This window comes from Streptomyces sp. NBC_00344, assembly GCF_036088315.1.
Taxonomy (GTDB): Bacteria; Actinomycetota; Actinomycetes; order Streptomycetales; family Streptomycetaceae; genus Streptomyces.
In genome coordinates, this window is record NZ_CP107996.1 from 4,282,314 (window position 1) to 4,303,397 (window position 21,084).

The 21,084-nt window shown below is 67.7% G+C and carries 23 protein-coding genes and 1 other RNA gene; 17 read left to right on the forward strand and 7 right to left on the reverse strand.

Annotated elements, in window-relative coordinates; genetic code table 11:
• Positions 1-84 precede the first annotated feature (84 nt).
• The 4 genes from OHS16_RS19290 to OHS16_RS19305 all read left to right on the forward strand — a co-directional run bounded on the left by OHS16_RS19290 (position 85) and on the right by OHS16_RS19305 (position 5,301).
• Positions 85-1,722, forward strand: coding sequence for a serine/threonine-protein kinase (locus OHS16_RS19290; RefSeq protein WP_328540912.1), 1,638 nt, complete (start codon positions 85-87; stop codon positions 1,720-1,722).
• A gap of 200 nt (positions 1,723-1,922) precedes the next feature.
• Entirely contained in the window at positions 1,923-3,176 is a 1,254-nt protein-coding gene (locus OHS16_RS19295; protein WP_328538454.1) for a serine/threonine-protein kinase, read from the forward strand.
• A 73-nt stretch (positions 3,177-3,249) separates the two neighbouring features.
• Complete coding sequence (gene prfB, locus OHS16_RS19300) at positions 3,250-4,356, forward strand: peptide chain release factor 2 (RefSeq protein ID WP_328538455.1); 1,107 nt, start codon at positions 3,250-3,252, stop codon at positions 4,354-4,356.
• Between the two features lie 291 nt (positions 4,357-4,647).
• Positions 4,648-5,301 (forward strand): hypothetical protein, encoded by a 654-nt coding sequence (locus OHS16_RS19305; RefSeq protein WP_328538456.1) that lies wholly within the window; start codon positions 4,648-4,650, stop codon positions 5,299-5,301.
• A 107-nt stretch (positions 5,302-5,408) separates the two neighbouring features.
• On the opposite strand, the gene OHS16_RS19310 is transcribed toward OHS16_RS19305, so the two are convergent.
• Complete coding sequence (locus OHS16_RS19310; protein ID WP_328538457.1) at positions 5,409-5,603, reverse strand: hypothetical protein; 195 nt, start codon at positions 5,601-5,603, stop codon at positions 5,409-5,411.
• A 283-nt stretch (positions 5,604-5,886) separates the two neighbouring features.
• Here OHS16_RS19310 and ftsE point away from each other — a divergent pair, with 283 nt between their 5' ends.
• From ftsE to ssrA, 5 genes are all read left to right on the forward strand, one after another.
• Positions 5,887-6,576 carry a cell division ATP-binding protein FtsE gene (gene ftsE, locus OHS16_RS19315; RefSeq protein ID WP_164266073.1) on the forward strand — a complete coding sequence of 230 codons (690 nt, stop codon included), beginning with the start codon at positions 5,887-5,889 and terminating at the stop codon, positions 6,574-6,576.
• Between the two features lie 9 nt (positions 6,577-6,585).
• Positions 6,586-7,506 carry a permease-like cell division protein FtsX gene (gene ftsX / locus OHS16_RS19320; RefSeq protein WP_328538458.1) on the forward strand — a complete coding sequence of 307 codons (921 nt, stop codon included), beginning with the start codon at positions 6,586-6,588 and terminating at the stop codon, positions 7,504-7,506.
• A gap of 68 nt (positions 7,507-7,574) precedes the next feature.
• The gene (locus OHS16_RS19325; protein WP_328538459.1) at positions 7,575-8,747 is read left to right on the forward strand and encodes a S41 family peptidase; all 1,173 of its coding nucleotides are present in this window, start codon (positions 7,575-7,577) and stop codon (positions 8,745-8,747) included.
• An 18-nt stretch (positions 8,748-8,765) separates the two neighbouring features.
• Complete coding sequence (gene smpB / locus OHS16_RS19330) at positions 8,766-9,245, forward strand: SsrA-binding protein SmpB (protein WP_328538460.1); 480 nt, start codon at positions 8,766-8,768, stop codon at positions 9,243-9,245.
• Positions 9,246-9,352: 107 nt separating this feature from the next.
• Positions 9,353-9,740, forward strand: a transfer-messenger RNA (tmRNA) gene (gene ssrA / locus OHS16_RS19335).
• A gap of 105 nt (positions 9,741-9,845) precedes the next feature.
• Here the strand turns inward: ssrA and OHS16_RS19340 are convergent.
• Positions 9,846-10,037, reverse strand: coding sequence for a DUF1059 domain-containing protein (locus OHS16_RS19340; RefSeq protein ID WP_328538461.1), 192 nt, complete (start codon positions 10,035-10,037; stop codon positions 9,846-9,848).
• A 633-nt stretch (positions 10,038-10,670) separates the two neighbouring features.
• On the opposite strand from OHS16_RS19340, the gene OHS16_RS19345 reads away from it, so the two are divergent.
• A complete protein-coding gene (locus OHS16_RS19345; protein ID WP_328538462.1) occupies positions 10,671-10,988 on the forward strand; it encodes a hypothetical protein in 318 nt (105 codons plus the stop codon).
• Positions 10,989-11,009: 21 nt separating this feature from the next.
• Complete coding sequence (locus OHS16_RS19350; protein WP_328538463.1) at positions 11,010-13,097, forward strand: hypothetical protein; 2,088 nt, start codon at positions 11,010-11,012, stop codon at positions 13,095-13,097.
• Positions 13,098-13,130: 33 nt separating this feature from the next.
• Here the strand turns inward: OHS16_RS19350 and OHS16_RS19355 are convergent, their stop codons facing one another.
• Positions 13,131-13,406 carry a hypothetical protein gene (locus OHS16_RS19355; RefSeq protein ID WP_328538464.1) on the reverse strand — a complete coding sequence of 92 codons (276 nt, stop codon included), beginning with the start codon at positions 13,404-13,406 and terminating at the stop codon, positions 13,131-13,133.
• An 816-nt stretch (positions 13,407-14,222) separates the two neighbouring features.
• On the opposite strand from OHS16_RS19355, the gene OHS16_RS19360 reads away from it, so the two are divergent.
• Together OHS16_RS19360 and OHS16_RS19365 are read left to right on the forward strand one after the other, a co-directional pair.
• Positions 14,223-14,657: a hypothetical protein gene (locus OHS16_RS19360; protein WP_328538465.1), complete on the forward strand. Its 435-nt coding sequence runs from the start codon at positions 14,223-14,225 to the stop codon at positions 14,655-14,657.
• Positions 14,657-15,742, forward strand: a complete 1,086-nt coding sequence (locus OHS16_RS19365; RefSeq protein ID WP_328538466.1) for a hypothetical protein — start codon at positions 14,657-14,659, stop codon at positions 15,740-15,742. The genes OHS16_RS19360 and OHS16_RS19365 overlap by 1 nt, the downstream gene beginning before the upstream one ends.
• Positions 15,743-15,757: 15 nt before the next feature.
• Here the strand turns inward: OHS16_RS19365 and OHS16_RS19370 are convergent, their stop codons facing one another.
• From OHS16_RS19370 to OHS16_RS19380, 3 genes are all read right to left on the reverse strand, one after another.
• Positions 15,758-16,180, reverse strand: coding sequence for a hypothetical protein (locus tag OHS16_RS19370; protein WP_328538467.1), 423 nt, complete (start codon positions 16,178-16,180; stop codon positions 15,758-15,760).
• A 98-nt stretch (positions 16,181-16,278) separates the two neighbouring features.
• The gene (locus tag OHS16_RS19375; protein ID WP_328538468.1) at positions 16,279-16,401 is read right to left on the reverse strand and encodes a hypothetical protein; all 123 of its coding nucleotides are present in this window, start codon (positions 16,399-16,401) and stop codon (positions 16,279-16,281) included.
• Positions 16,398-16,625 (reverse strand): hypothetical protein, encoded by a 228-nt coding sequence (locus OHS16_RS19380; RefSeq protein WP_328538469.1) that lies wholly within the window; start codon positions 16,623-16,625, stop codon positions 16,398-16,400. Before OHS16_RS19380 ends, OHS16_RS19375 begins: the two co-directional genes overlap by 4 nt.
• 112 nt (positions 16,626-16,737) lie before the next feature.
• On the opposite strand from OHS16_RS19380, the gene OHS16_RS19385 reads away from it, so the two are divergent.
• From OHS16_RS19385 to OHS16_RS19395, 3 genes are all read left to right on the forward strand, one after another.
• Positions 16,738-17,583 (forward strand): helix-turn-helix domain-containing protein, encoded by an 846-nt coding sequence (locus tag OHS16_RS19385; protein WP_328538470.1) that lies wholly within the window; start codon positions 16,738-16,740, stop codon positions 17,581-17,583.
• Positions 17,559-17,762, forward strand: a complete 204-nt coding sequence (locus OHS16_RS19390; RefSeq protein WP_328538471.1) for a DUF397 domain-containing protein — start codon at positions 17,559-17,561, stop codon at positions 17,760-17,762. Before OHS16_RS19385 ends, OHS16_RS19390 begins: the two co-directional genes overlap by 25 nt.
• Before the next feature lie 145 nt (positions 17,763-17,907).
• A complete protein-coding gene (locus OHS16_RS19395) occupies positions 17,908-18,483 on the forward strand; it encodes a dienelactone hydrolase family protein (RefSeq protein ID WP_328538472.1) in 576 nt (191 codons plus the stop codon).
• Positions 18,484-18,590: 107 nt separating this feature from the next.
• On the opposite strand, the gene OHS16_RS19400 is transcribed toward OHS16_RS19395, so the two are convergent.
• Complete coding sequence (locus OHS16_RS19400; RefSeq protein ID WP_328538473.1) at positions 18,591-19,862, reverse strand: MFS transporter; 1,272 nt, start codon at positions 19,860-19,862, stop codon at positions 18,591-18,593.
• Positions 19,863-19,976: 114 nt separating this feature from the next.
• Here OHS16_RS19400 and OHS16_RS19405 point away from each other — a divergent pair, with 114 nt between their 5' ends.
• Positions 19,977-20,969, forward strand: a complete 993-nt coding sequence (locus OHS16_RS19405) for a LysR family transcriptional regulator (protein WP_328538474.1) — start codon at positions 19,977-19,979, stop codon at positions 20,967-20,969.
• Positions 20,970-21,084 lie beyond the last annotated feature (115 nt).

Consider the following 21,084-nt stretch of genomic DNA (forward strand, 5'->3'; position numbering starts at 1 on the left):
CCGACGGCACTACAGTAGGGCGGACATCCGGTCGGGGGGCCGGTGGACCAGGCAAGGGACGACGACCAGCAGGGAGCGCATGACGTGCGGCCCGTAGGCAGCAAGTACCTGCTCGAGGAGCCGCTCGGCCGCGGCGCCACGGGCACCGTCTGGCGAGCCAGCCAGCGGGAGACCGCCGGCGCCGAGGCGGCCGTGCAGGGCCAGCCGGGCGAGACCGTCGCGATCAAGGTCCTCAAGGAGGAGCTCGCGAGCGACCCGGACGTCGTGATGCGCTTTCTGCGCGAGCGTTCGGTCCTGCTCCGGCTCACCCACCCGAACATCGTGCGGACCCGTGACCTGGTCGTCGAGGGCGACCTGCTCGCCCTGGTGATGGACCTGGTCGACGGTCCCGACCTGCACCGCTACCTCCGCGAGAACGGTCCGTTCACCCCGGTGGCCGCCGCGCTGCTCACCGCGCAGGTCGCGGACGCGCTCGCCGCCAGTCACGCCGACGGCGTCGTGCACCGCGACCTGAAGCCGGCGAACGTCCTGGTCATGCAGGACGTGAACGGCCAGATGCACCCGATGCTGACCGACTTCGGCATCGCGCGGCTCGCCGATTCCCCGGGGCTGACCCGCACCCATGAATTCGTCGGCACCCCGGCCTATGTCGCACCGGAATCCGCCGAAGGCCGCCCGCAGACCTCCGCTGTCGACATCTACGGCGCCGGCATCCTGCTGTACGAGCTGGTCACCGGACGGCCCCCGTTCGCAGGCGGCACCGCGCTCGAGGTGCTGCAGCGCCATCTGAACGAGGAGCCCCGCCGGCCCACCACCGTCCCCGAGGCGCTGTGGACGGTCATGGAGCGCTGTCTCAGCAAGGACCCGGACCGCCGCCCGAGCGCCGAGAACCTGGCCCGAGGCCTGCGTACCGTTGCCGAGGGCATCGGTGTGCACTCCTCCGCTGCGCAGGTCGCCGCCGCGCTCGGGGTGGGCGCACTGCTCGCGCCCGACCCGGCGCCCGCTCCGGTCCCCGGATCCCCGGGCGCCGCCGACCCCACTCAGGTCCTGCCGAGCAATGCCGGGGGCTACGACCCCAACGGGCGCACCAGTGTGCTGCCCAGCACCGGCGCCGCCGACCCCACGGCCGTGCTGCCGCCGGTGCCGTCGAACCAGCCGGGAAACCAGTCCCCGGGCATGCAGCCGGAGCAGCCGCACCCCTGGCAGAGCCAGCTGAGTGCGGCCCGCGACCGCAATGAGCAGACCCAGGTGCAGTACCTGGACCCCGGACAGGACCCGCTGCGCCGCCGTCCGCAGCGGCAGCAGGGACAGCAGCAGGGTCAGTACGCGCCGCAGCAGGGACAGCAGCAGGGTCAGTACGCGCCGCAGCAGGGACAGCAGCAGGGCCAGTACGCCCAGCAGCAGCGTCAGCCCCAGCGGCAGCAGCGGCCCCAGCAGCGTCCGCAGCAGCAGTACGCGCCCCCGCAGCAGCCGCAGCCCGCTCAGCGCGAGCCCCGTCAGCCCAGGCAGCGCGGTGCGAACCCGATGAAGATCCCCGGCCTCGGCTGCCTCAAGGGATGCCTCTTCATGGTGATCATCCTCTTCGTGGGCTCCTGGCTGATCTGGGAACTGACCCCGCTCCAGCACTGGATCGGGACCTCCAAGAGCTTCCTCGGCGAGATCGCCGACGGCTACCACTCGGTGCGGGACTTCGTCCAGAACATCGGCGACGCACAGAACTGACGGCTTCCGCCGGGCCGTTCACCGGGGCCCGCCTTGCGGCCGGTCTGTAGACATGTCGACTTCTGCGGGGTGAAATACCCCGCAGAAGTGAAGGTTGGCGCCAACCGGGGCACTGAACACCCCGACGCCCGCGTATTTTGAGAGCGGGGCCAGGGGGTCCGCCCCCGACAGGCACAGCGCCAGCCGCTGAGGGAGCAGTCTTGGCACGGAAGATCGGCAGCCGGTACACCGCCCACCAGATCCTGGGACGGGGGAGCGCCGGCACGGTGTGGCTGGGCGACGGGCCCGAGGGCGCGGTCGCCATCAAACTGCTGCGCGAGGATCTCGCCGCGGACCAGGAACTCGTCGGCCGCTTCGTCCGGGAGCGCACCGCCCTGCTCGGCCTCGACCACCCGCACGTGGTGGCTGTGCGTGATCTCGTCGTGGACGGCAACGACCTCGCCCTGGTCATGGACCTGGTCCGCGGGACGGACCTGCGCACCCGGCTGGACCGCGAGCGCCGCCTGAGCCCGGAGGCCGCCGTCGCGATCGTCGCGGACATCGCCGACGGACTGGCCGCAGCGCACTCCGCGGGCATCGTCCACCGTGACGTCAAGCCGGAGAACATCCTTCTCGACATGCAGGGCCCGCTCGGCCCCGGCGGCTCCCATCCGGCGCTGCTCACGGACTTCGGTGTGGCCAAGCTGATCGACGTCCCGCGCCGCACCCGGGCCACCAGGATCATCGGCACGCCCGACTACCTCGCCCCCGAGATCATCGAGGGCCTCCCGCCGCGCGCCTCCGTGGACATCTACGCCCTGGCCACCGTGCTGTACGAACTGCTCGCCGGTTTCACGCCGTTCGGCGGTGGCCACCCCGGCGCGGTGCTGCGCCGTCATGTCACCGAGACCGTCGTCCCGCTTCCCGGCATCCCGGACGAGCTCTGGCAGCTGCTCGTCCAGTGTCTGGCGAAGGCCCCCGCCTCCAGGCTCCGGGCCTCGGAGCTCGGCGAGCGGCTGCGCGAGCAGCTTCCGCACCTCGCGGGCATCCCTCCGCTGGACGTCGACGAGCCCGACGAGTCCGAGCCGGACGAGCAGGACCACGAGGAGACCTCTTACGAACCGGCCGCCCCCACCGAGCCGCGCCGTCGCAGCGCGGTCCCGCTGGTCCCGGGATCGTCCCCGGATTCCAACCGGGACACCCATACGAGCATGCGCGTGCCGGGCCCCGACGAACTGGCGGGCGGCCCGCTCGGCACGGCCCGCGCACCCCGCTCGCCGAGCCGGAACAAGCCCGGCTCGGCGCGGCACAGATCCACCGCCGAAGCGATCCGGCGCCGGCGGATCAAGGTCGGCGCTGCCTCCCTGGTCGCCGCCGTGGCCCTCGGCGTGGGCGGCTGGCTCGCCACGTCGGCGGGTGACGACGGGGGAGGGTCCCCGCAGGACAACCGGCAGTCGGCGCCTTCCCAGCCGTAGCCGCCGCCCCCCTCCGGAGTCCGGGTCGCCGGGCCAGGGGAACGACCTTGCTTCGAGCCGTTACGCTGGTGGCGTGGCAGTCGTCGATGTATCCGAAGAGCTGAAGTCCCTCTCCTCGACCATGGGGTCGATCGAGGCCGTCCTGGACCTCGACAGGCTGAGGGCCGATATCGCCGTGCTCGAGGAGCAGGCCGCGGCACCGTCCCTGTGGGACGACCCGGAAGCGGCGCAGAAGATCACCAGCAAGCTCTCCCACCTGCAGGCCGAGGTTCGTAAGACCGCGGCACTGCGGGCGCGGATCGACGACCTGAGTGTGCTCTTCGAGCTCGCCGAGGCCGAGGACGACGCCGACACCCTCGCGGAGGCGGAGTCGGAACTCGTCGCGGTGCGCAAGGCGCTGGACGAGATGGAGGTCCGCACGCTGCTCTCGGGCGAGTACGACGCCCGTGAGGCGCTCGTCAACATCCGCGCCGAGGCCGGTGGCGTCGACGCCGCGGACTTCGCCGAGCAGCTTCAGCGCATGTATCTGCGCTGGGCCGAGCGGCACAATTACAGCACCGAGGTCTACGAGACGTCGTACGCGGAAGAGGCCGGCATCAAGTCGACCACCTTCGTGGTGAAGACTCCGTACGCCTACGGCACGCTCTCCGTCGAGCAGGGCACGCACCGTCTGGTCCGTATCTCGCCCTTCGACAACCAGGGCCGCCGTCAGACGTCCTTCGCCGGTGTCGAGGTGCTGCCGGTCGTCGAGCAGACCGACCACATCGAGATCGACGAGACCGAGCTGCGGGTGGACGTCTACCGTGCCTCAGGTCCCGGCGGACAGGGCGTCAACACCACCGACTCCGCGGTGCGTCTGACCCACATCCCGACCGGCATCGTGGTCTCCTGCCAGAACGAGCGCTCGCAGATCCAGAACAAGGCCAGCGCGATGAACGTCCTGCAGGCGAAGCTCCTGGAGCGGCGACGCCAGGAGGAGCAGGCGCTGATGGACTCGCTCAAGGGCGACGGCGGCAACTCCTGGGGCAACCAGATGCGTTCGTACGTCCTGCACCCGTACCAGATGGTCAAGGACCTCCGTACGGAGTTCGAGGTCGGCAATCCGCAGTCGGTGCTCGACGGTGAGATCGACGGCTTCCTCGAGGCCGGAATTCGCTGGCGCAAGCAGCAGGAGAAGTAACCGGCCGACCAGTTGACGTTTTGTCGACTCTGTCGACAGGGGAACTGCCGTTCAATGGACGGCAGTTCCCCTTTTCCGTCACAGTCGTATTCCCGTACGCCCGGCAAGTCGCCGCATTTCCGGCATTGCGCCCGCAACGACCTTGACGCGCTCTTTAAAACTGGGAAAAGTAACACGCGGCATGCGTATTTCTGGGGCGCGTGTGATCGGGGGGTAGGACATGTACCCCCTACGGCCTGCCTGCCCCGTGCGCTGCACCATTAACGATGAGCTACTGGGGGTAGCAGCCAGATGACCAAGAAGACGCGGATTCGCGTAGCGCGCATAGCCGCCGGCGCAGTGATCGCCGCGGGCGCCTCGCTGACCGCTGCGGGCGCCGCACAGGCCGCAGGCATCGATGTCAACGTCGGTGGCCTGCACGCCTCGGTCCAGGCGGGCGAGGACCCGACCGACGAGCCGTGCATTCCGGGCGACCCGTCGTGCACCGAGCCCACGGACCCGGGTACGCCGACCGGCGAGCCCACCGACCCGGGTACGCCGACCGGCGAGCCCACCGACCCGGGTACGCCCACCGGCGAGCCCACCGACCCGGGTACGCCCACCGGCGAGCCCACCGACCCGGGTACGCCCACCGGCGAGCCCACCGACCCGGGTACGCCCACCGGTCAGCCGACCGATGAGCCCACCGGTCAGCCGTCCACCGGTACCGGCACCTCCGGCTCGAGCACGTCCGGTTCCACCGGCACTGGCTCGGACGGCACCGGCACCGAGCCCGACAACCTCGGCTCGCAGCCGGTGGAGCAGGGCAAGCCCAAGGAGGAGCTGGCCGAGACCGGTGCGGGGGAGACCACCTTCCTCATCCTCGGCGCCGCGACGATGATCGCCGGTGGCATCGGCTTCCGTATGCTGCCGCGTCTCGCCGGCCGCGGTGGCAACATCGCCTGATCGTGCGCCGCACACGTGAGAGGGCCCGGGTTCCGATCGGAACCCGGGCCCTCTCACGCTTTGTCACTGCCGCGGATGCCGCCCCCGCGTCACATCCGCAGCGAACGTCAGACGGTCTGATGCGCCAGCAGTGCGAGTGCGGCGACCAGCAGTATCAGCAGGGTGATCAGAGCCACCGGGCTGAGACCGCCCAGCGGGCCCTCCTCTTGCTGGAGCCGCTCTCTGCTGGCCCGGCAGACACGGCAGCGGCCCTCACTGACGGGGGATGCACAGTTCGCGCACACCAGTCGGTCGTAGGTCATGCGCACTCCTCCTCCCGCGCGGCGGAGCCGCTCCACACACTTGACTCTCCGCACAACGCTCAGGGATACGAAACCGTTCCCCCTACCACTGTGCCAGCTCGCGCGTAATCCGGCGCGTCCCACCAGAATACGACGGCTCCATACCCGGGCGCCCGACGGAGAAAACCCGCAAATACCCCGTCGATAACCTGGACATACCACGCATCCGAGGACGCCGCCTGCGGGCGCACTTCTGCTTCGCGTAAGGTCACGCACACCTATTCCCGGCCGACGTGGTGCACTCGTGATCCGATTCGACAACGTCTCCAAGACCTACCCCAAGCAGAACCGCCCCGCTCTGCGGGATGTCTCCCTCGAGATCGAGAAGGGGGAGTTCGTCTTCCTGGTGGGTTCATCCGGTTCCGGTAAGTCGACCTTTCTGCGGTTGGTGCTCCGCGAGGAGCGCACCAGCCACGGCATGGTGCACGTGCTCGGCAAGGACCTGGCACGTCTGTCGAACTGGAAGGTGCCGCAGATGCGCCGCCAGCTCGGCACGGTATTCCAGGACTTCCGCCTGCTGCCCAACAAGACCGTCGCGGAGAACGTGGCGTTCGCGCAGGAAGTCATCGGCAAGCCGCGCGGTGAGATCCGCAAGGCCGTTCCGCAGGTCCTCGATCTCGTCGGCCTCGGCGGCAAGGAGGACCGGATGCCCGGAGAGCTCTCCGGCGGTGAGCAGCAGCGCGTGGCGATCGCGCGGGCCTTCGTCAACCGCCCGATGCTGCTGATCGCGGACGAGCCGACCGGCAACCTCGACCCGCAGACCTCTGTCGGCATCATGAAGCTGCTGGACCGGATCAACCGCACCGGGACAACCGTGGTGATGGCCACCCACGACCAGCAGATCGTCGACCAGATGCGCAAGCGCGTCATTGAACTCGAGAAGGGCCGTCTCGTGCGCGACCAGTCGCGCGGCGTATACGGCTACCAGCACTGAAAGGACGCCATGCGCGCCCAGTTCGTCCTGTCGGAGATCGGCGTGGGTCTCCGCCGCAATCTCACGATGACCTTCGCGGTCATCGTCTCCGTCGCCCTGTCCCTCGCCCTGTTCGGCGGGTCGCTGTTGATGCGCGACCAGGTGGACACGATGAAGGGCTACTGGTACGACAAGGTCAACGTCTCGATCTTCCTCTGCACCAAGGGGGACGCGGCCTCCGATCCCAAGTGTGCCAAGGGTGCGGTCACCGACGAGCAGAAGAAGGCCATCGACGTCGATCTGAAGAAGATGACCGACCTCGTCCAGACCGTCACCTACGAGTCGAGTGACGCGGCGTACAAGCACTACCAGGATGAGTTCAAGGACTCTCCGATGACCGGTTCGATCACGCCGGACCAGCTGCCGTCCTCCTTCCGCGTGAAGCTCAAGGACCCGGCGAAGTACAAGGTGATCGCCACCGCGTTCGCGGGCCGGGACGGCGTCGAGGCCGTCCAGGACCAGCGCGGCATCCTGGAGAACCTCTTCGCGCTCCTCAACGGCATGAATGTGGCCGCTCTCTGTGTGATGGCCCTGATGCTGGTCATCGCACTGATGCTGATCGTCAATACCGTGCGCGTATCGGCGTTCAGCCGCAGACGTGAGACCGGGATCATGCGGCTGGTCGGCGCGTCCAGTTTCTATATCCAGATGCCGTTCATCATGGAGGCCGCTTTCGCCGGGCTGCTGGGCGGACTTGTCGCCTGCGGCATGCTGCTGGTGGGCCGCTACTTCCTCATCGATCATGGTCTGGCGCTCCACGAGAAGCTGAATCTGATCGACTTCATCGGCTGGGACGCGGTCCTGTCCAAGCTGCCGCTGGTGCTGGCAATCGGACTGCTGATGCCCGCTCTTGCGGCTCTCTTCGCATTGCGCAAGTACCTGAAGGTGTGAAACTCCCCCTGTGCGGTGAACGGCCAACCGGTCATGCGCCGCACAGGGGTTGTTCTACAGTGGGCGCCATGTCAGGCCCGGACTTCTGTTCATCGCCCCGCAGCGTTCGCCGCGGGGCCGCCCTGACTTTGGTCTTCGTGAGCGTCCTCGCCACCGCTGCGGCCACCAACTCCTGGCCGCAGAACGGCGAGCGCACCCCCGTTCCGGCCCGCACCCGCAACGCCTCGTCCACCGTCGACCGCGCCGAACTCGCCAAGGCGGCGTCGGAAGCCGAGGCCGACGGCAAGTCCGGTACGAAGGCGGCCGAGGACGTCGTCAGCCGCAGCGGGGACCGCTGGGGCGCGGTGTACGACCGTTCCGAGTACAAGGAGTTCGAGGACTCGCTCGACGGCGAGTACACCGGCGTCGGCCTCTGGGCCAGGCGCGGCCGCGACGGGCGGATCGAGGTGGCGAGGGTCCAGCCCGGCGGCCCCGCGGCCGTCGCCGGACTCCGCAGGGGCGATCTGCTCCGTACGATCGACGGCCGTCAGGTCGCCACGAGCCCGGTCACATCCGTCGTGGCCCGGCTGCGCGGCGGCGAGGGCTCGTCCGTCCCCGGCACCACCGTGGCCGTGGGTGTGCAGCGCGGCCGTCACACCTGGACGAGGACCCTGCGCCGGGCCCGGCTCACCACCGAGGCCGTCACCGTCCGAAGGCTGTCGGGCAAGGCGACGGTGATCAAGGTCACCGCATTCTCCAAGGGGTCGGGCGAGCGGGTGGAGAGCGCCGTCAGAGCCGCCCCGGCCGGCGGCGGCATCCTCCTCGACCTGAGGGGCAACAGCGGCGGCCTGGTCTCCGAGGCGACCTCCGCGGCCTCCGCGCTCCTGGACGGCGGCCTGGTCGCGACCTACGACGTCCACGGGACGCAGCGGGCCCTGTACGCCAGGACAGGGGGTGACACCGACCGGCCCCTGGTGGTGCTGATCGACGGCGGCACGATGAGCGCCGCCGAGCTCCTGACCGGCGCCCTGCAGGACCGTGGCCGCGCCGTCACTGTCGGTTCGCGCACCTTCGGCAAGGGTTCGGTGCAGATGCCGAGCCCGCTTCCGGGCGGTTCGGTGGCGGAACTCACCGTCGGGCACTACTGCACGCCGGCCGGTCGCAGCGTGGACGGGCGCGGCATCACGCCGGACGTGACGGCCGGTGATCGGGCCGAACCGAGGGCCGAGACAGTATTGAGTGGCCTCGGGGGTGGGGCATAGTGCGAAAATGGCCGCACTATGGCTAAGGAAACAGGGCGGAAGATGATCGCCCAGCACAAGAAGGCGCGGCACGACTACCTCATCATCGACACCTACGAGTGCGGTCTGGTGCTGACAGGCACCGAGGTCAAGTCGCTGCGGATGGGCCGGGCCTCCCTGGTGGACGGCTTCGTGCAGATCGACAACCACGAGGCGTGGCTGCACAACGTCCACATCCCCGAGTACACCCAGGGCACCTGGACCAACCACAGTGCACGCCGCAAGCGGAAGCTGCTGATGCACCGCATGGAGATCGACAAGCTGGAGTCCAAGACCCAGGAGTCCGGCAACACCATCGTGCCGCTGGCCCTGTACTTCAAGGACGGCCGGGCGAAGGTCGAGATCGCGCTGGCGAAGGGCAAGAAGGAGTACGACAAGCGGCAGACCCTGCGCGAGAAGCAGGACCGCCGCGAGACGGACCGGGCGATCTCGGCGGTCCGCAGGAAGCAGCGCGCCTGACGGGCGGGGCCCGGCGGACAGGAATACGCTGGCCCCGTCGACCGTTGGTCGCGTAGGATGGCACTGCACCCCACGGGGCGCGGCACCACCAATTGAAAAATAAACATGGGGATGATCGGTTTCGACAGCGGCTGTTGAATCAGGTGAAGCGAGCCGAGGAAGCGGCAATGATCTCGTAAACCATATGTCGCAAACAATAATCGCCAACTCTAAGAGCGATTCCCAGTCCTTCGCCCTCGCTGCCTAATAACAGTGACTGAAGGACCCTAAATGGGTGTCAGCCCGGGGAAGTTCCCGACCCGGATCCTGGCATAAGCTAGGGAACTAAACCACCGGTCCCGGTCACGGGGATCGGTGGGAAATCAAACAGTGACTGGGCCCGTCGGAGACTTGTTCGCGAGATCTCCGGGGCCGAGAAAATCGCAGCGAACTGCGCTCGGAGAAGCCCTGATGCTGCACCGTTGGACGCGGGTTCGATTCCCGCCATCTCCACCACCCCATGTAGCCGAAGGCCCGTCGATCACTCGACGGGCCTTCGGCTTTTTCGCGTGCCGTGGGCGTCCACCGCAGGTGTGCGGCCTGCTCAGGCGTCCGGCCTGCTCAGGCGTGCTGCGGGACGTCGTCCTTCAGCATCGACCGGACCTGCTGGCGCAGCTCGGGGCTGTCCTGGTGGCCGTGCACGGATGCGGCGTGCTCACTCGCGGCGCGGACCACCTCGTCCTCCTCACCGGAAATGGCGAGGGTGCAATCGGTCTCGCTCGGGAAATCCCGGCAATCGGCGATCTTGCGCATGATGCACCTCCTCAGCACCAATTCTAGGACGAACCAGCCTGGTGCCGCCCGGCTCGCCTACTGCGAGGCATCGCCCGCCCAACTCGCTCCCGCGCGCAGGGCACATTCAGCTGAGGGGCGAGTTTCAGGGTGAGCCAGAGGGCGAGGCCCTTGATCGCGTGGTTGACCGCTGTGGTCATCGTCCTGGTGAGGAGACGTCCTGGTGGATTTCCTGGACCGCGGAATCTCCATCTGCGGTCGGCCAATGCGTCGAGCACCGCCCTCTATCACTGGCGATACCCGGTGAGCGAAGCCGTCGCTTGTTGCGGAGGCGCGGAACTTCCTCAGATCTTGGGTCCGGCTCCGGAGCATGATGGGCAGGGTGGCCGGTCCCTACGGTAACGGGAGGCGACTCGACAACGGGAGGCGACTGGACGAGACGAGCCGGCGTTCGGTGATCACGCCGGTAGGTTCGATCTGCAGCAGAGTCGGCCGACGCACCACGTAGTGCGGCCCGGCCTGGAGCGAGCTGTCCAGGAATTGCGTGCGCACGGCGATTCGGTGTGCGTTTGATCAAGACCCGGGATACTCATAGTCGTAGGGGCGCGAAGACTGAGGTGCGGAGAAAGAACGTCACACCAGGGAGGGAACGATATGACCGATTCGCAGCCGAAAGTGGACAATCCATACCGAGCCCGACTGGTCTCTCTGAAGCGGGAGTTGCTACTTGAGGTGGACGATCTCAAGAAGCTGCTGAAGAAGCCTGCCGGGGATGTCGGCGGCAAGCACGCGCCGTCCTGGGTCGGTAGGAACGCCCGGAAGTGGCATACGGACATCGAAGGTCACCGCACACATCTGCAGAAGCTCGTCAGTGATCTCGTCCCCGCAGTGCAGGCCGAGATCGATCGGTCCCCCGAAAAGGTAAGCCCTGCGGAAGCCAAGATGATGCGAATGGATCTGCAGCAATACTGAGAATATGCGGAGGGGGAGCGTGTGGTCAGGCTCGATGAAGGCGGCGGCGGGGACTTCTCAGGGATCAACCCGGAGAGGCTGAAGGAGACCATTGGCGCGCTTGAGGGGGATCAGAAGACGCTGCATTCCAGAGCGTCGTACTACAAGCAGCAGTTCGAGCGCTACGGCATCCCGGCGACCAGCTTGAACGGGCTCCTCAAGATCGCCGGTTGGGCAGACGGCGAACTACCCATGCTGCGCAGGCGCCATCACTTGGCGATGAACATGGAGGTGGATTTCCCCGGCTTCAAGGGCATGGCTCAGGTGAACGAGAACGACGTGAGCAAGTCCGCCGTGGCACAGGCGAAAAAAGATGGCAGGGCGCTCGGTGCAGAGTTCAAGAAGGCGCTGGAGAATGGAGACGTGGTCTCCGAGGATCTCTTCCACGCCCTTGACGCCCACGCGAACGACGCAGACTACCTAGGGTCCTTCTACAAGGCGTTGGGCCCCGGCCAGGTGGCCTGGTTGACCAACAGACTCGCCGACGATCATCCGTACGGCAACCGGTACGCCGACAACCCGGACCAGCGTGGCTTCGACCGCGGCATCCTGGCCGCGACGCTGGGCAGCTTTACTCAGGTCGCAACCGAGGGCATGACGCCGAAGCAGAAGCAGGACTACTGGAATCAGTGGTTCGACAAGTTCGCCCTCGATCCGGACCACCAGGGTTTCCGGCCTGACCGGTTGATACCCCTCCTTGAAGGTGGCACTCCCGACAAGGACTTTCTGGTGGCGCTGGGCGACAGGGTCTTCAGGGAGAAGTCCCGGACCCATGAGAACCAGTTCATGAACGGGTCCGAGCACGGCCCGTGGAACGACGACCACTTCTCGCAGCTCTTCACCGCCCTCTCGAAGAATCCATCAGCAGCGGGCGAGTGGATGGAACACAACCCCAAGATCGTGGACGCCGGCATCTACCCGGGCGGGATAGCGCACAGCAACCCGGAGCGAGAGAAGGCATTCTTCAAGGTCCTGCAGGCCGGCACCATCGGGCTCGGAAAGACGGACCACGCGCTGGCCGAGAAGAATACGGCCATGCTCGTCATAAATAACTTCCATCACCAGAAGGACGATAACCTCAAGGGACTTCACGCGCTTCCCGGTGCTCAGGTGCTGTACTCCGAGCTCATGGCGAAGAATTGGAAGGCCATGGAGGGCGCCATCACCTCTCCGGCTCAGGACGGATACTGGAATTCGGACAAGTGGGACTTCAAGAAGTTCAGCAAGAGCCAGAACCCTGAGACGCCTGGCATTGAGGTGTCGCCCGACGTCTGGCAGGCCTTTATTCAGGAGTCGATCCGCGAGCCGCATGCTGCGGGCGCGATGAGCGCGCTGTTTGATTCGAACCAGAAGAATTATGCGCGGCTGACGACGCTCACAAAGGCCTCGGACGATGACGCCAAGTCCTTTATCGCCTTCAAGCAAGGGCTGATGGGTAACTTCTACGCCACTGCGTACGACGCTACGGAGAAGGCGCTTGGCGATGACGCGCAGGCGTGGGCTGACGGCGTCAATGCCTTCAGGGGCGCACTGATCGACAACTCGACTGCGATCCTCAAGGGTGCGGCAGGCGGTGCGGGCGGGGCCGGCTCTGCGGCTGCCGCCACCGGCATCGGACAGGACCTCGCGACAGGACTGTTGACCGGATGGCTGAAACAGGCCATCGCCGTTAAACCCAGTGAGGCTCCGAAGGATCTACTCAACGCCATCAAGGCATTGAAGGAGAAGAAACCGGAGAACACCTGGCGGAGCGCGTTCAGTAGCAAGGTTGCAATCATGACCGAACAGAACTTCGATCCACGTAAAATTCCCGATTTCGAACCCGTGACTTACCAGGAATATGGTAAGAAGCAGCACGTATACACGGGAAATCCCTGGGGGGACCCGAAGTACATCACGTCATCGGAGAATGACTTCGTCAAGGCAATCAAGGACAACGACGGCGAGGTCGACGTCAGCAAGATGACGCCTCGGCAGCGGGAGTCGTACAGCCGCTGGCTCGCGGATCCCGCGGTCGTAGCAAAGTTCGGGAACGATCAGGTCTGGTTGCAGGTGCTGGGCCAGAAGTAGCGACTGCTGAGTTCAGGCTGTGCGGAGGGGCCCTCAAGAACCCTTGTAGTCCCTCTGTACGACCTGCCAGGCAACGAAACCGTCAGCATTTGACGGATGAATTGCAAAATAGAAACCGTCGCCGTCGGCAAAGGCGAACGAACTCGGCCTGCGGTCGCAAGTAATGTCGCTATCTCCGTATGCCCCGGTACTCTTCGCCGTGAAATGCATCACCGCCTTGCCCGCCCCGGCACAGACGATCTCCAGGACGTACCGCTTACCCCAACGCAGCTTCGTCGCCGTACGACGGGCGACACCGTCCTTAGCCATGGCGCCGCCATGCGCTACCGCCTTCCCCTTCGGAAGCGCAGCCTCGGCCTGCTTGCGGAGTTGTGAGTCGCTCAGGGTCGTCGAGGGTGACGGAGTGCTGGGCACGGGATGGGTCGCGCTAGGCGAGGAGGGCCCGCTCTGGGGATCGGAATCACCGGACGTACAGGCAGTGGCTGTCAGGGCCAGGATGACGGTCGCCCCGAGAGCAGGCACGGCTATCCGAAGCTTCCGGTTCAGGACGCTGTACATCGCTACGGCAACTCTCCTCGTGGACGTCGACATCGACTGCTGATACTGATCCCCGGTGGGAGTCGGAACACGGACTGCCCCTCCTGCGAGGGGCCGCGTCGTTTACTCGGCCATACACCGCATCGTCGGTACCTGTCCCGGATCATTTCATGCACGAGAAACGGCCGCGACAGTTCGCGTCAACGCACCCTGCCCCATCCGTTGCCCGGTGGGCCATGCGGGCTCACCCAGCGAGTTCCTGGTGAGGTGTCTCACTTGCAACCGGGCAGCACACACGCCGCGTTGGTGTCACCGCGTGGTCGCGGATAGCGTTGGCGACTTGTGCCACCTACCCCCCCCACGGAGTTCAGAGTGAACCGCTCGACCCGGCTTGTGACAGCCGCACTCACCGCGTCCGCAGCCTTGCTTCTGGCCGCTTGCGGTTCGGGGGGAGGCGGTTCATCGGCCTCGGGCAAGATCAAGGGAGCGGATGGCCGCGGGAAGGCTTCCGCGTCTGCCGACCCCTCGGCTTCGGCGGCGGCCGGTGGGGCTGCGCGACCGAAGATCCCGTTCCCCTCGACCTTCACGATGACCTTCGAGGGGTGGACCAACAGTGACGCCAAGTTGCAGGCCATCCTGAACGATGGCAAGGAGGCGCTTCGTGCGGACCACGCAGCCATCATTGCGGGCGACCCCGACGCCGACTACGTGACCTTCTACAACAGCCCCAGTTCTGCCGCGATCTCACGGAAATGGATCAAGGGCTTCGTCGATGACGACCAGACTCTCGTGGGCAGGGCGCGCGTCTTCGACCCGAAGGTGAGCGTCAACTCTACTGGTTCGGGAGTTCTCTTCTACTGCGTGGACGAAAGCCAGGGGTCGACAAAGAACCGGAAGACCGGTGAGCTGCAGGGGACGCCCAAGGGGGAGAGCCCCCATGTGCAGTACCGCACCCTGCTTGACCGTTCCAAGAACGGAGTCTGGAAGACGATGTCCTCCACGACGGCCCAGGGGGCTTGCTGATGATGATCCGGCGGACGGCAACGACCGTCGGCGTGCTGGTGGGATCGCTGGTTGCCTCGCTCGCCATGACGTCCAGCGCCTTCGCGTGGGGCGGCCACGGGGGAAAGAACCCTGCCAAACCCACCCCCACCACCGGCCCCCAGGGTGGCGCCTCCGGCACCACCCTCACCGCCTCCGCCGGTACCACCCGTATCAAGGTGAGCCAGGTCAGTGGCGGTGCCTCCGGTAAGTCCCCCAAGGCGCTGACCGCGGTGGACCCCAACTGGAAGCCCCCGGCGTGCTGGTACGAGCCGGTGGCGACGCCCGAGCAGTTGAAGGCGGGCGTGGACCGGCTGAAGAAAGGCGGGGATCTGGTTCCCGTCACCCCCTCGCTCAGCTGGGGTGAGGAGTTGATGGTCGACAACTACGAGAAGGGCAAGCCGTCCTCCGGCGAGCCCGGCTACAAGAACTACAACCTCGGCAAGGACGGCATGTTCTGGCGTGGGGTCATCAACAAGAGCATGGCCGACGACCCCGCGTCCTACGACTGTGAGCGCACACTCTTCTGGCAGAACGCCCGCACCGTCCCGGACGACAAGCACGCTCCGACCCCGGACGTCCTTGCCGCGTACGCCTACGACAAGATCCAGGTCCCGGACACCGAGGTCCAGCTGAAGCCGCAAGGCCGGTCGACGGTCAATCTGCCTACCTGGGTATGGCTGGACAAGGCGACCTTCAAGGACGTCACGGTCCGTGCCGAGCTTCCCGGTACGGACATGTGGGCGGAGACGACGGCAAAGCCGGTGGCTCTGCATCTGGAGCCCGGGACCGCGGATGCCGAGACGTCTCCCGCTTCCGGTGACTGCCGGATCAACGGGGACGGCAGCATCGGCACCCCGTACACCCAGGGTGCCGCCGGCCGGACCCCGCCGTGTGGTGTCACGTACCTCCGGGCGTCGAGCGGTCAGCCGTACCAGCTCAAGGCGTCAGTGACCTGGGCCATCTCCTGGCGGGGCACGGGCGGAGTCAAGGGCGATCTGCCGGACGGCACCTTCGGGTCCACGCAGGACGTGAACGTGCAGGAGATCCAGGCGGTCAACCGCTGACGCGGACAGCCGGGTTCACGCTGTCGGCTGGTACCCGGTGAGCATGCCCAGCATCTGGTCCAGCTCCGGACGCCACTGGCGGTGCACGTTCATCTTGACCGGCTGCGGCTCACCCGGGAGCTGGAAGCGGAACGAGCTCCACAGCGCACCGCGCCTGATGTCGCTGACCGAGCGCATGGCCTCGGTCGGCGGCAGGGCGTGCACGATCTCCTGAGGACGGTTGCTCATCCGGTTCGCCTTGTGGATCAGCACCGCCTGCTCGGTCACGGTGACGAAGTAGTACGTGAGGAACATCTGGCCGAAGAGTCCGAGCGCGGCCATCAGAGACGGGTTGGGGCCCGCGATGGCCTGGACCGACACCAGCGGGCGATCGCCCGGGTTGACCTGCGATATGGCAGCGCCGAGCTGCTCTTGGATGGTCGACTTACGAATGGCCATGGAGCCCTCCCCTGAAATCCCCTGAAGTGCTGAACGGTGCAGGGTATCCAGGGCGGCTCGGCCCGCAGCACGCAACCCCGTCGGCATGGCTGCGGGGGTCAACGGGGGCGCGAGAGGCTCTGCTTGTTCGCCTCGCGGACTTTGTCGAGCAACTCCTCGCGGCGGCGGTGCTCCGTGGTCTCCGGATCATCGGCCTCGTCCCGCTCCGGTTCGTCGCTCATGTGGCCCGCCTGCGCAGGACCTCCGCCAGGCGCCGGGCCTCGCTGGGGTGGCAGCGTCCCAGTTCCACGAGTGGCGGCAGGTAGGAACCGGCGAGCGAGACGGGATCGAGGCCGAGTGACGGCAGCAGGATGTCCACCTCCGTCAGCGCTTCGCGCAGCTCGTCCCGTGCGCTCTCCGCGTCTCTGAGCCGAGCCCCTTCGTTCCTGCGGTCCGTTGTACCCATATCCGCCGCGCCTTCCGCTCTGCCCGTACCTTCCACTGTTGAGCATCGGTGTGTAGGGCTACGCTCACCAGGGGTAACGGTTTTCGGAACGCAGGAACGAAAACGGGGAGCGATGGTGCCCGCACCGAAGGAACTCGACCCGTCCGCCTCCCTTGCCGCGCTGTACGGCACGAAGGTGCGCAAGCTGCGGATGCGGGCGGGATGGACGCAGCGGGAGCTGGGCGACCGGATCCCCGTCGCGCACAGCCGGATCGCCCAGTTCGAGCTGGGCAACGAGACTCCGCCCGAGGACGTGAACGGCAAGCTGGACGTGCTGCTGGGGGCGGACGGCGATCTCGTCGACCTGTGGGTCCATGCCAGACGGACTCCGTTCCCCGACTGGGCGCAGATGTTCATGACGTACGAGGCCAAGTCCAGGATGATGCGCAAGTTCTCGCAGATCATCCCGGGCTTGGCGCAGACAGAGGCGTACGCCCGAGCGGTCCTGCAGGCCGGACAGATCTACGACGACGGAGATCCGGAGGCCAAGGTCAGGGCGCGGCTCGAACGCCAGGCTGTTCTTCAGCGTGCCGACCCCCCTTGGGTGTGGATTGTTCTGGATGAGGCGGTCCTGTATCGCATGGTCGGCAGCCCGGAAGTCATGCGAAATCAACTGGCGCGTCTTCTGGTGCTGGAGCAGACTCCTCGAGTCCACATGCAGGTACTCCCCTTCGGGAGCACGGACCCAGCTGCCATGGGGGGCTCATTTACCCTCCTGACCTTGCCGGACGGGCGGGAAGTGGCTTACGAGGAGGGCATCGTCTTCGGCCGTCTCGTTGAGGACACGGACGAGGTCATGCGAAGAACCGTCCTTTACGATCGGCTGCAAGCCAACGCCCTGCCCCCGGCGGCATCAGCGCAGTTGATCCGAACGGCCATGGAGGAGCGCTACTCATGTGCGGAACCCGAGATGCCTTGACGAACGCGCGGTGGCACAAGAGCAGTTTCAGCAACGCCGCGGGCGGCGACTGCCTGGAGGTCGCCACCGGCATTCCCGGCGTCGTCCCCGTCCGCGACAGCAAATACCCCGCAGGTCCCGTCCTGGTGTTCGCGGCGGCGGCCTGGGCGGTCTTCGTCGGCGACGTGCGTCGTAGCTGACCGGTCCTCGCGCCTTCCGCGGTGGTGACGCAGGCGGGTGCCGGGGCCCCGCGTCCGGCCGGGTTGTCAGTGCCCCGGGTCATACTCCTTTACACAGTCATGTACGCGGAGCCGCGGGGGCGCCGCTCGCCGAAGGAGAGTTCACATGGCCGATGTGCTGCTGTTCCACCACGCGCAGGGACTGACCCCGGGGGTGCTCGCCTTCGCCGATGAGCTCAGGCGCTCCGGCCACACGGTGCACACCCCGGACCTCTACGAAGGGCATGTCTTCGACACCCTCGACGGGGGCATCGCCTACGTCCGGAAGACCGGCTTCGGCACGATCATCGAGCGCGGCGAGGCCGCCGCCGAAGGGCTTGGCGACGGACTCGTCTACGCCGGGTTCTCGCTCGGTGTCCTGCCGGCGCAGAAGCTCGCCCAGACCCGGGCGGGCGCGAAGGGCGCGCTGCTGTTGCAGGCCTGCGTCCCCGTCTCCGAGTTCGGCGACGCCTGGCCGCGGACGGTACCCGTACAGATCCACGGCATGGACGCAGACGAGAGCTTCGTGGAGGAGGGGGACATCGACGCGGCCCGCGCCCTGGTCGCTTCGTCGCCTGCCGCCGAGCTGTTCCTCTACCCGGGTGACCGGCACCTGTTCGCCGACAGCAGCCTCCCGGACCACGAGCCGATTGCCGCCGGGCTGCTGCTGCGGAGGGTGCTCGATTTCCTCGGCTCGGTCTGAGGGCGGCCCCGGCTGCGCGACACCGGCCGAACATGCCCCCTGCTCCCGGCCGGCGCTCGCCCCCGTTCGCCGCTTCCCCGCTGTCCGTTCACGATCGGCCGTTGACCTCAGGCACCGGACGGGCTGATCTCCGGCCGGCCCGGGGCGAGTGCCCGGCCCCGACGCGTGATCGCGCAGAGAAGCAGCGCGAGGGCGGCGGCCGATGTGGGGACGGCATAGCCGGCGGTGGCGCCGAGACGCTCCACCACCCAGCCCCCGGTGGCCGAGCCGGTGGCGATGCCGCCGAGGAGCGCCGTCACCGCAAGCGTCATGCCCTCGTTCAACTGACCGTCGGGCGTGATGCGCTGGACCAGCGTCATGCCGGTGACCATGGTCGGTGCGGTGGCCGCGCCCGCGACCAGCAGGGTGCAGGCGACGGCGAGCAGCGACCCGGTCGCCGACGCGGCCAGCAGGGGGCCTGTCATCAGGAAGGTCATCGCCGCCAGGCAGCCGAGCAGCCGCCGTTGTACGTCCGCCGCCGGGCGGACCGATCCGTAGAGGAGCCCCGCGGCACACGACCCGGCCGCCTGGAGGGCCAGCACCGCGCCCGCTGCCGCGCGGTGTCCATGCGTGTCGGCGAAGGCGATGGTGGTGACCTCGAGGGCGCCGAAGACCGCGCCGGCGGCGAGGAAGACGGCGAGCAGCGCGGGAAAACCGGGGTGCCGGACGGGGGAGCGCGAGCCGGCGGAGCGGGGGGTGGCCGGAGGCTCGGTGGCCCGCTGAGCGGCGAAGACCAGGACGCCGGTGACCATCGACGCGACCCCGACGAGTGTGCCGGCCTCCGGGAAAAGCGCCGAGCAGAGGAAGGCCGCGATCACCGGGCCGAGCATGAAACAGAGCTCGTCGGCGGCCTGTTCGAAGGAGTTGGCGGTATGCAGCGCGGCCGGGTCGCCCCGGAGCAGATGCGCCCAGCGGGCCCGGGACATCCCGCCGGTGTTGGGGGTGGTGGCGGTCGCCGCGTAGCAGGCGAAGAGGGTCCAGTCCGGTGCGTCGTAGTGGACGCAGAGCAGCAGGCAGGCTGAGCCGGACGCGGCGAGCAGGGTGGCGGGCACCGCGGTACGGGCCTGCCCGTAGCGGTCGACCAGGCGGGCCGTCCAGGGGCCGACGACCGCGGTGGCCGCCAGACCGGTGGCGGTGACGGCGCCCGCCAGCGCGTACGAACCGCGCGCTCCGGCGATCATGATCACGGCGCTGACGCTGAACATGCCCATCGGGAGCCGGGCGATGAGATTGCCGATGGTGAAGGCGCGGGCGCCAGGGGTGGCGAACAGGAGGCGGTACCGGCCGAAGGCGGTGGAAGCGGTGGCGGCGGATATCGTCGCGGAGGATTCGTGCGGCATGGCCCCCACCCTCACGGCAGCACCGTTCCGCGGTCCAACACCTGTTCAGCGCCGATTCACGCGGATCTGTTGTCAGTCATCGCCGGGCAGATCGCCGCGCTGTACATTCGCGGAATGCCCCAGCATCCGTACGACGTGGATCCCCGGCTGCTGCGGGCCTTCGCCGCGGTAGCCGAGGACCTGCATTTCACCCGGGCCGCCGCCCGCCTCCACACGGCTCAGCAGGCGCTCAGCCGGGACATCCGGAGGGTGGAACTGGTGCTGGGGGCCGAGCTGTTCACGCGGACCACCCGGCAGGTGACGCTCACCCCGGAGGGCGTACGGCTGCTGCCTTACGCGCGGCGCGTACTGGCGGCGTACGAGGAGCTGGCAGCGGCGTGGGCGCATGACGCGCGCCCGCTGCTGGTGGACGTGGGTGCCCCCGTCAGCACGGCGTTCCGGCTTCTCGGCCGGGCCCGCGAGACCGCCCCGGACATCGAGTTCGTGGCCCGTTTCCACAGCGGTCTGACCGGCGCGGTGGCGGAGATCGCGGCCGGGCGTCTGGACGTCTCGGCCGGCCGGGTGGCCGGACTTCCGCCTGAACTGCTCGAGCTGGTGGAGCACCGGCCGCTCCGGTTCGAGAGGGTGGCGGTGCTGCTCGGCGATGACCACCGGCTGGCAGCGCTGGAGGAGATCCCACTGGCCGCGCTGGCGGGGGAGACCCTGTACGCGGCAGCCGGGAACCCGGCCACGGCCGAGTGGACCGATCTCGCGGTCCGGCTGTTCGCCGGCCGGGGCATCGAACTCGTCGCGCCCTTCCCGGAGATCGACGGGCCCGATGAGTTCGCCCGGTTGGTGCGCAAGCACCGCTGGTCGGTGCTGGCGAGCACCGAGTTCGTCGGGATGGCAGGCATGGTGCTGCGGCCGATCGTGGACCCGGTGCCGCTCTCGCCGGTCTCGCTGGTCTGGCGTAAGTCCCTGCGCCACCCGGGCCTCGACGCGCTGCACGCGGCGGCCGAGGCCGCTGTCGCCGAGCACGGGTGGCTGGAGAGGCCGGCCGGGGCCTGGCTTCCCGCCGTGGACATGGCGATGTATGAGCAGATCGGGTGCCAATACGGGCAAGTGTGAACAAGGCGCGGGGAACACCCCCATCGTGCGTTAGATTCGCCCACCGGACGCAGCAGGGTAGGGGGCGCTCGGACCTGAGTGGGGACTCGGTCCGGCGGCATCGGTCCGGCCAGCC

Coding starts and splice junctions, on each gene's coding strand:
- OHS16_RS19395 (WP_328538472.1), top strand. CDS start 17,908: ATGGCCGATGTGCTGCTGTTCCACCACGCGCAGGGACTGACCCCGGGG.
- OHS16_RS19385 (WP_328538470.1), top strand. CDS start 16,738: ATGGTGCCCGCACCGAAGGAACTCGACCCGTCCGCCTCCCTTGCCGCG.
- OHS16_RS19405 (WP_328538474.1), top strand. CDS start 19,977: ATGCCCCAGCATCCGTACGACGTGGATCCCCGGCTGCTGCGGGCCTTC.
- OHS16_RS19355 (WP_328538464.1), bottom strand. CDS start 13,406: ATGGCTAAGGACGGTGTCGCCCGTCGTACGGCGACGAAGCTGCGTTGG.
- OHS16_RS19390 (WP_328538471.1), top strand. CDS start 17,559: ATGTGCGGAACCCGAGATGCCTTGACGAACGCGCGGTGGCACAAGAGC.
- OHS16_RS19360 (WP_328538465.1), top strand. CDS start 14,223: ATGACCTTCGAGGGGTGGACCAACAGTGACGCCAAGTTGCAGGCCATC.
- OHS16_RS19365 (WP_328538466.1), top strand. CDS start 14,657: ATGATGATCCGGCGGACGGCAACGACCGTCGGCGTGCTGGTGGGATCG.
- OHS16_RS19340 (WP_328538461.1), bottom strand. CDS start 10,037: ATGCGCAAGATCGCCGATTGCCGGGATTTCCCGAGCGAGACCGATTGC.
- OHS16_RS19345 (WP_328538462.1), top strand. CDS start 10,671: ATGACCGATTCGCAGCCGAAAGTGGACAATCCATACCGAGCCCGACTG.
- OHS16_RS19375 (WP_328538468.1), bottom strand. CDS start 16,401: ATGAGCGACGAACCGGAGCGGGACGAGGCCGATGATCCGGAGACCACG.
- ftsX (WP_328538458.1), top strand. CDS start 6,586: ATGCGCGCCCAGTTCGTCCTGTCGGAGATCGGCGTGGGTCTCCGCCGC.
- OHS16_RS19305 (WP_328538456.1), top strand. CDS start 4,648: ATGACCAAGAAGACGCGGATTCGCGTAGCGCGCATAGCCGCCGGCGCA.
- OHS16_RS19310 (WP_328538457.1), bottom strand. CDS start 5,603: ATGACCTACGACCGACTGGTGTGCGCGAACTGTGCATCCCCCGTCAGT.
- OHS16_RS19370 (WP_328538467.1), bottom strand. CDS start 16,180: ATGGCCATTCGTAAGTCGACCATCCAAGAGCAGCTCGGCGCTGCCATA.
- OHS16_RS19380 (WP_328538469.1), bottom strand. CDS start 16,625: ATGGGTACAACGGACCGCAGGAACGAAGGGGCTCGGCTCAGAGACGCG.
- OHS16_RS19325 (WP_328538459.1), top strand. CDS start 7,575: ATGTCAGGCCCGGACTTCTGTTCATCGCCCCGCAGCGTTCGCCGCGGG.
- smpB (WP_328538460.1), top strand. CDS start 8,766: ATGGCTAAGGAAACAGGGCGGAAGATGATCGCCCAGCACAAGAAGGCG.
- OHS16_RS19400 (WP_328538473.1), bottom strand. CDS start 19,862: ATGCCGCACGAATCCTCCGCGACGATATCCGCCGCCACCGCTTCCACC.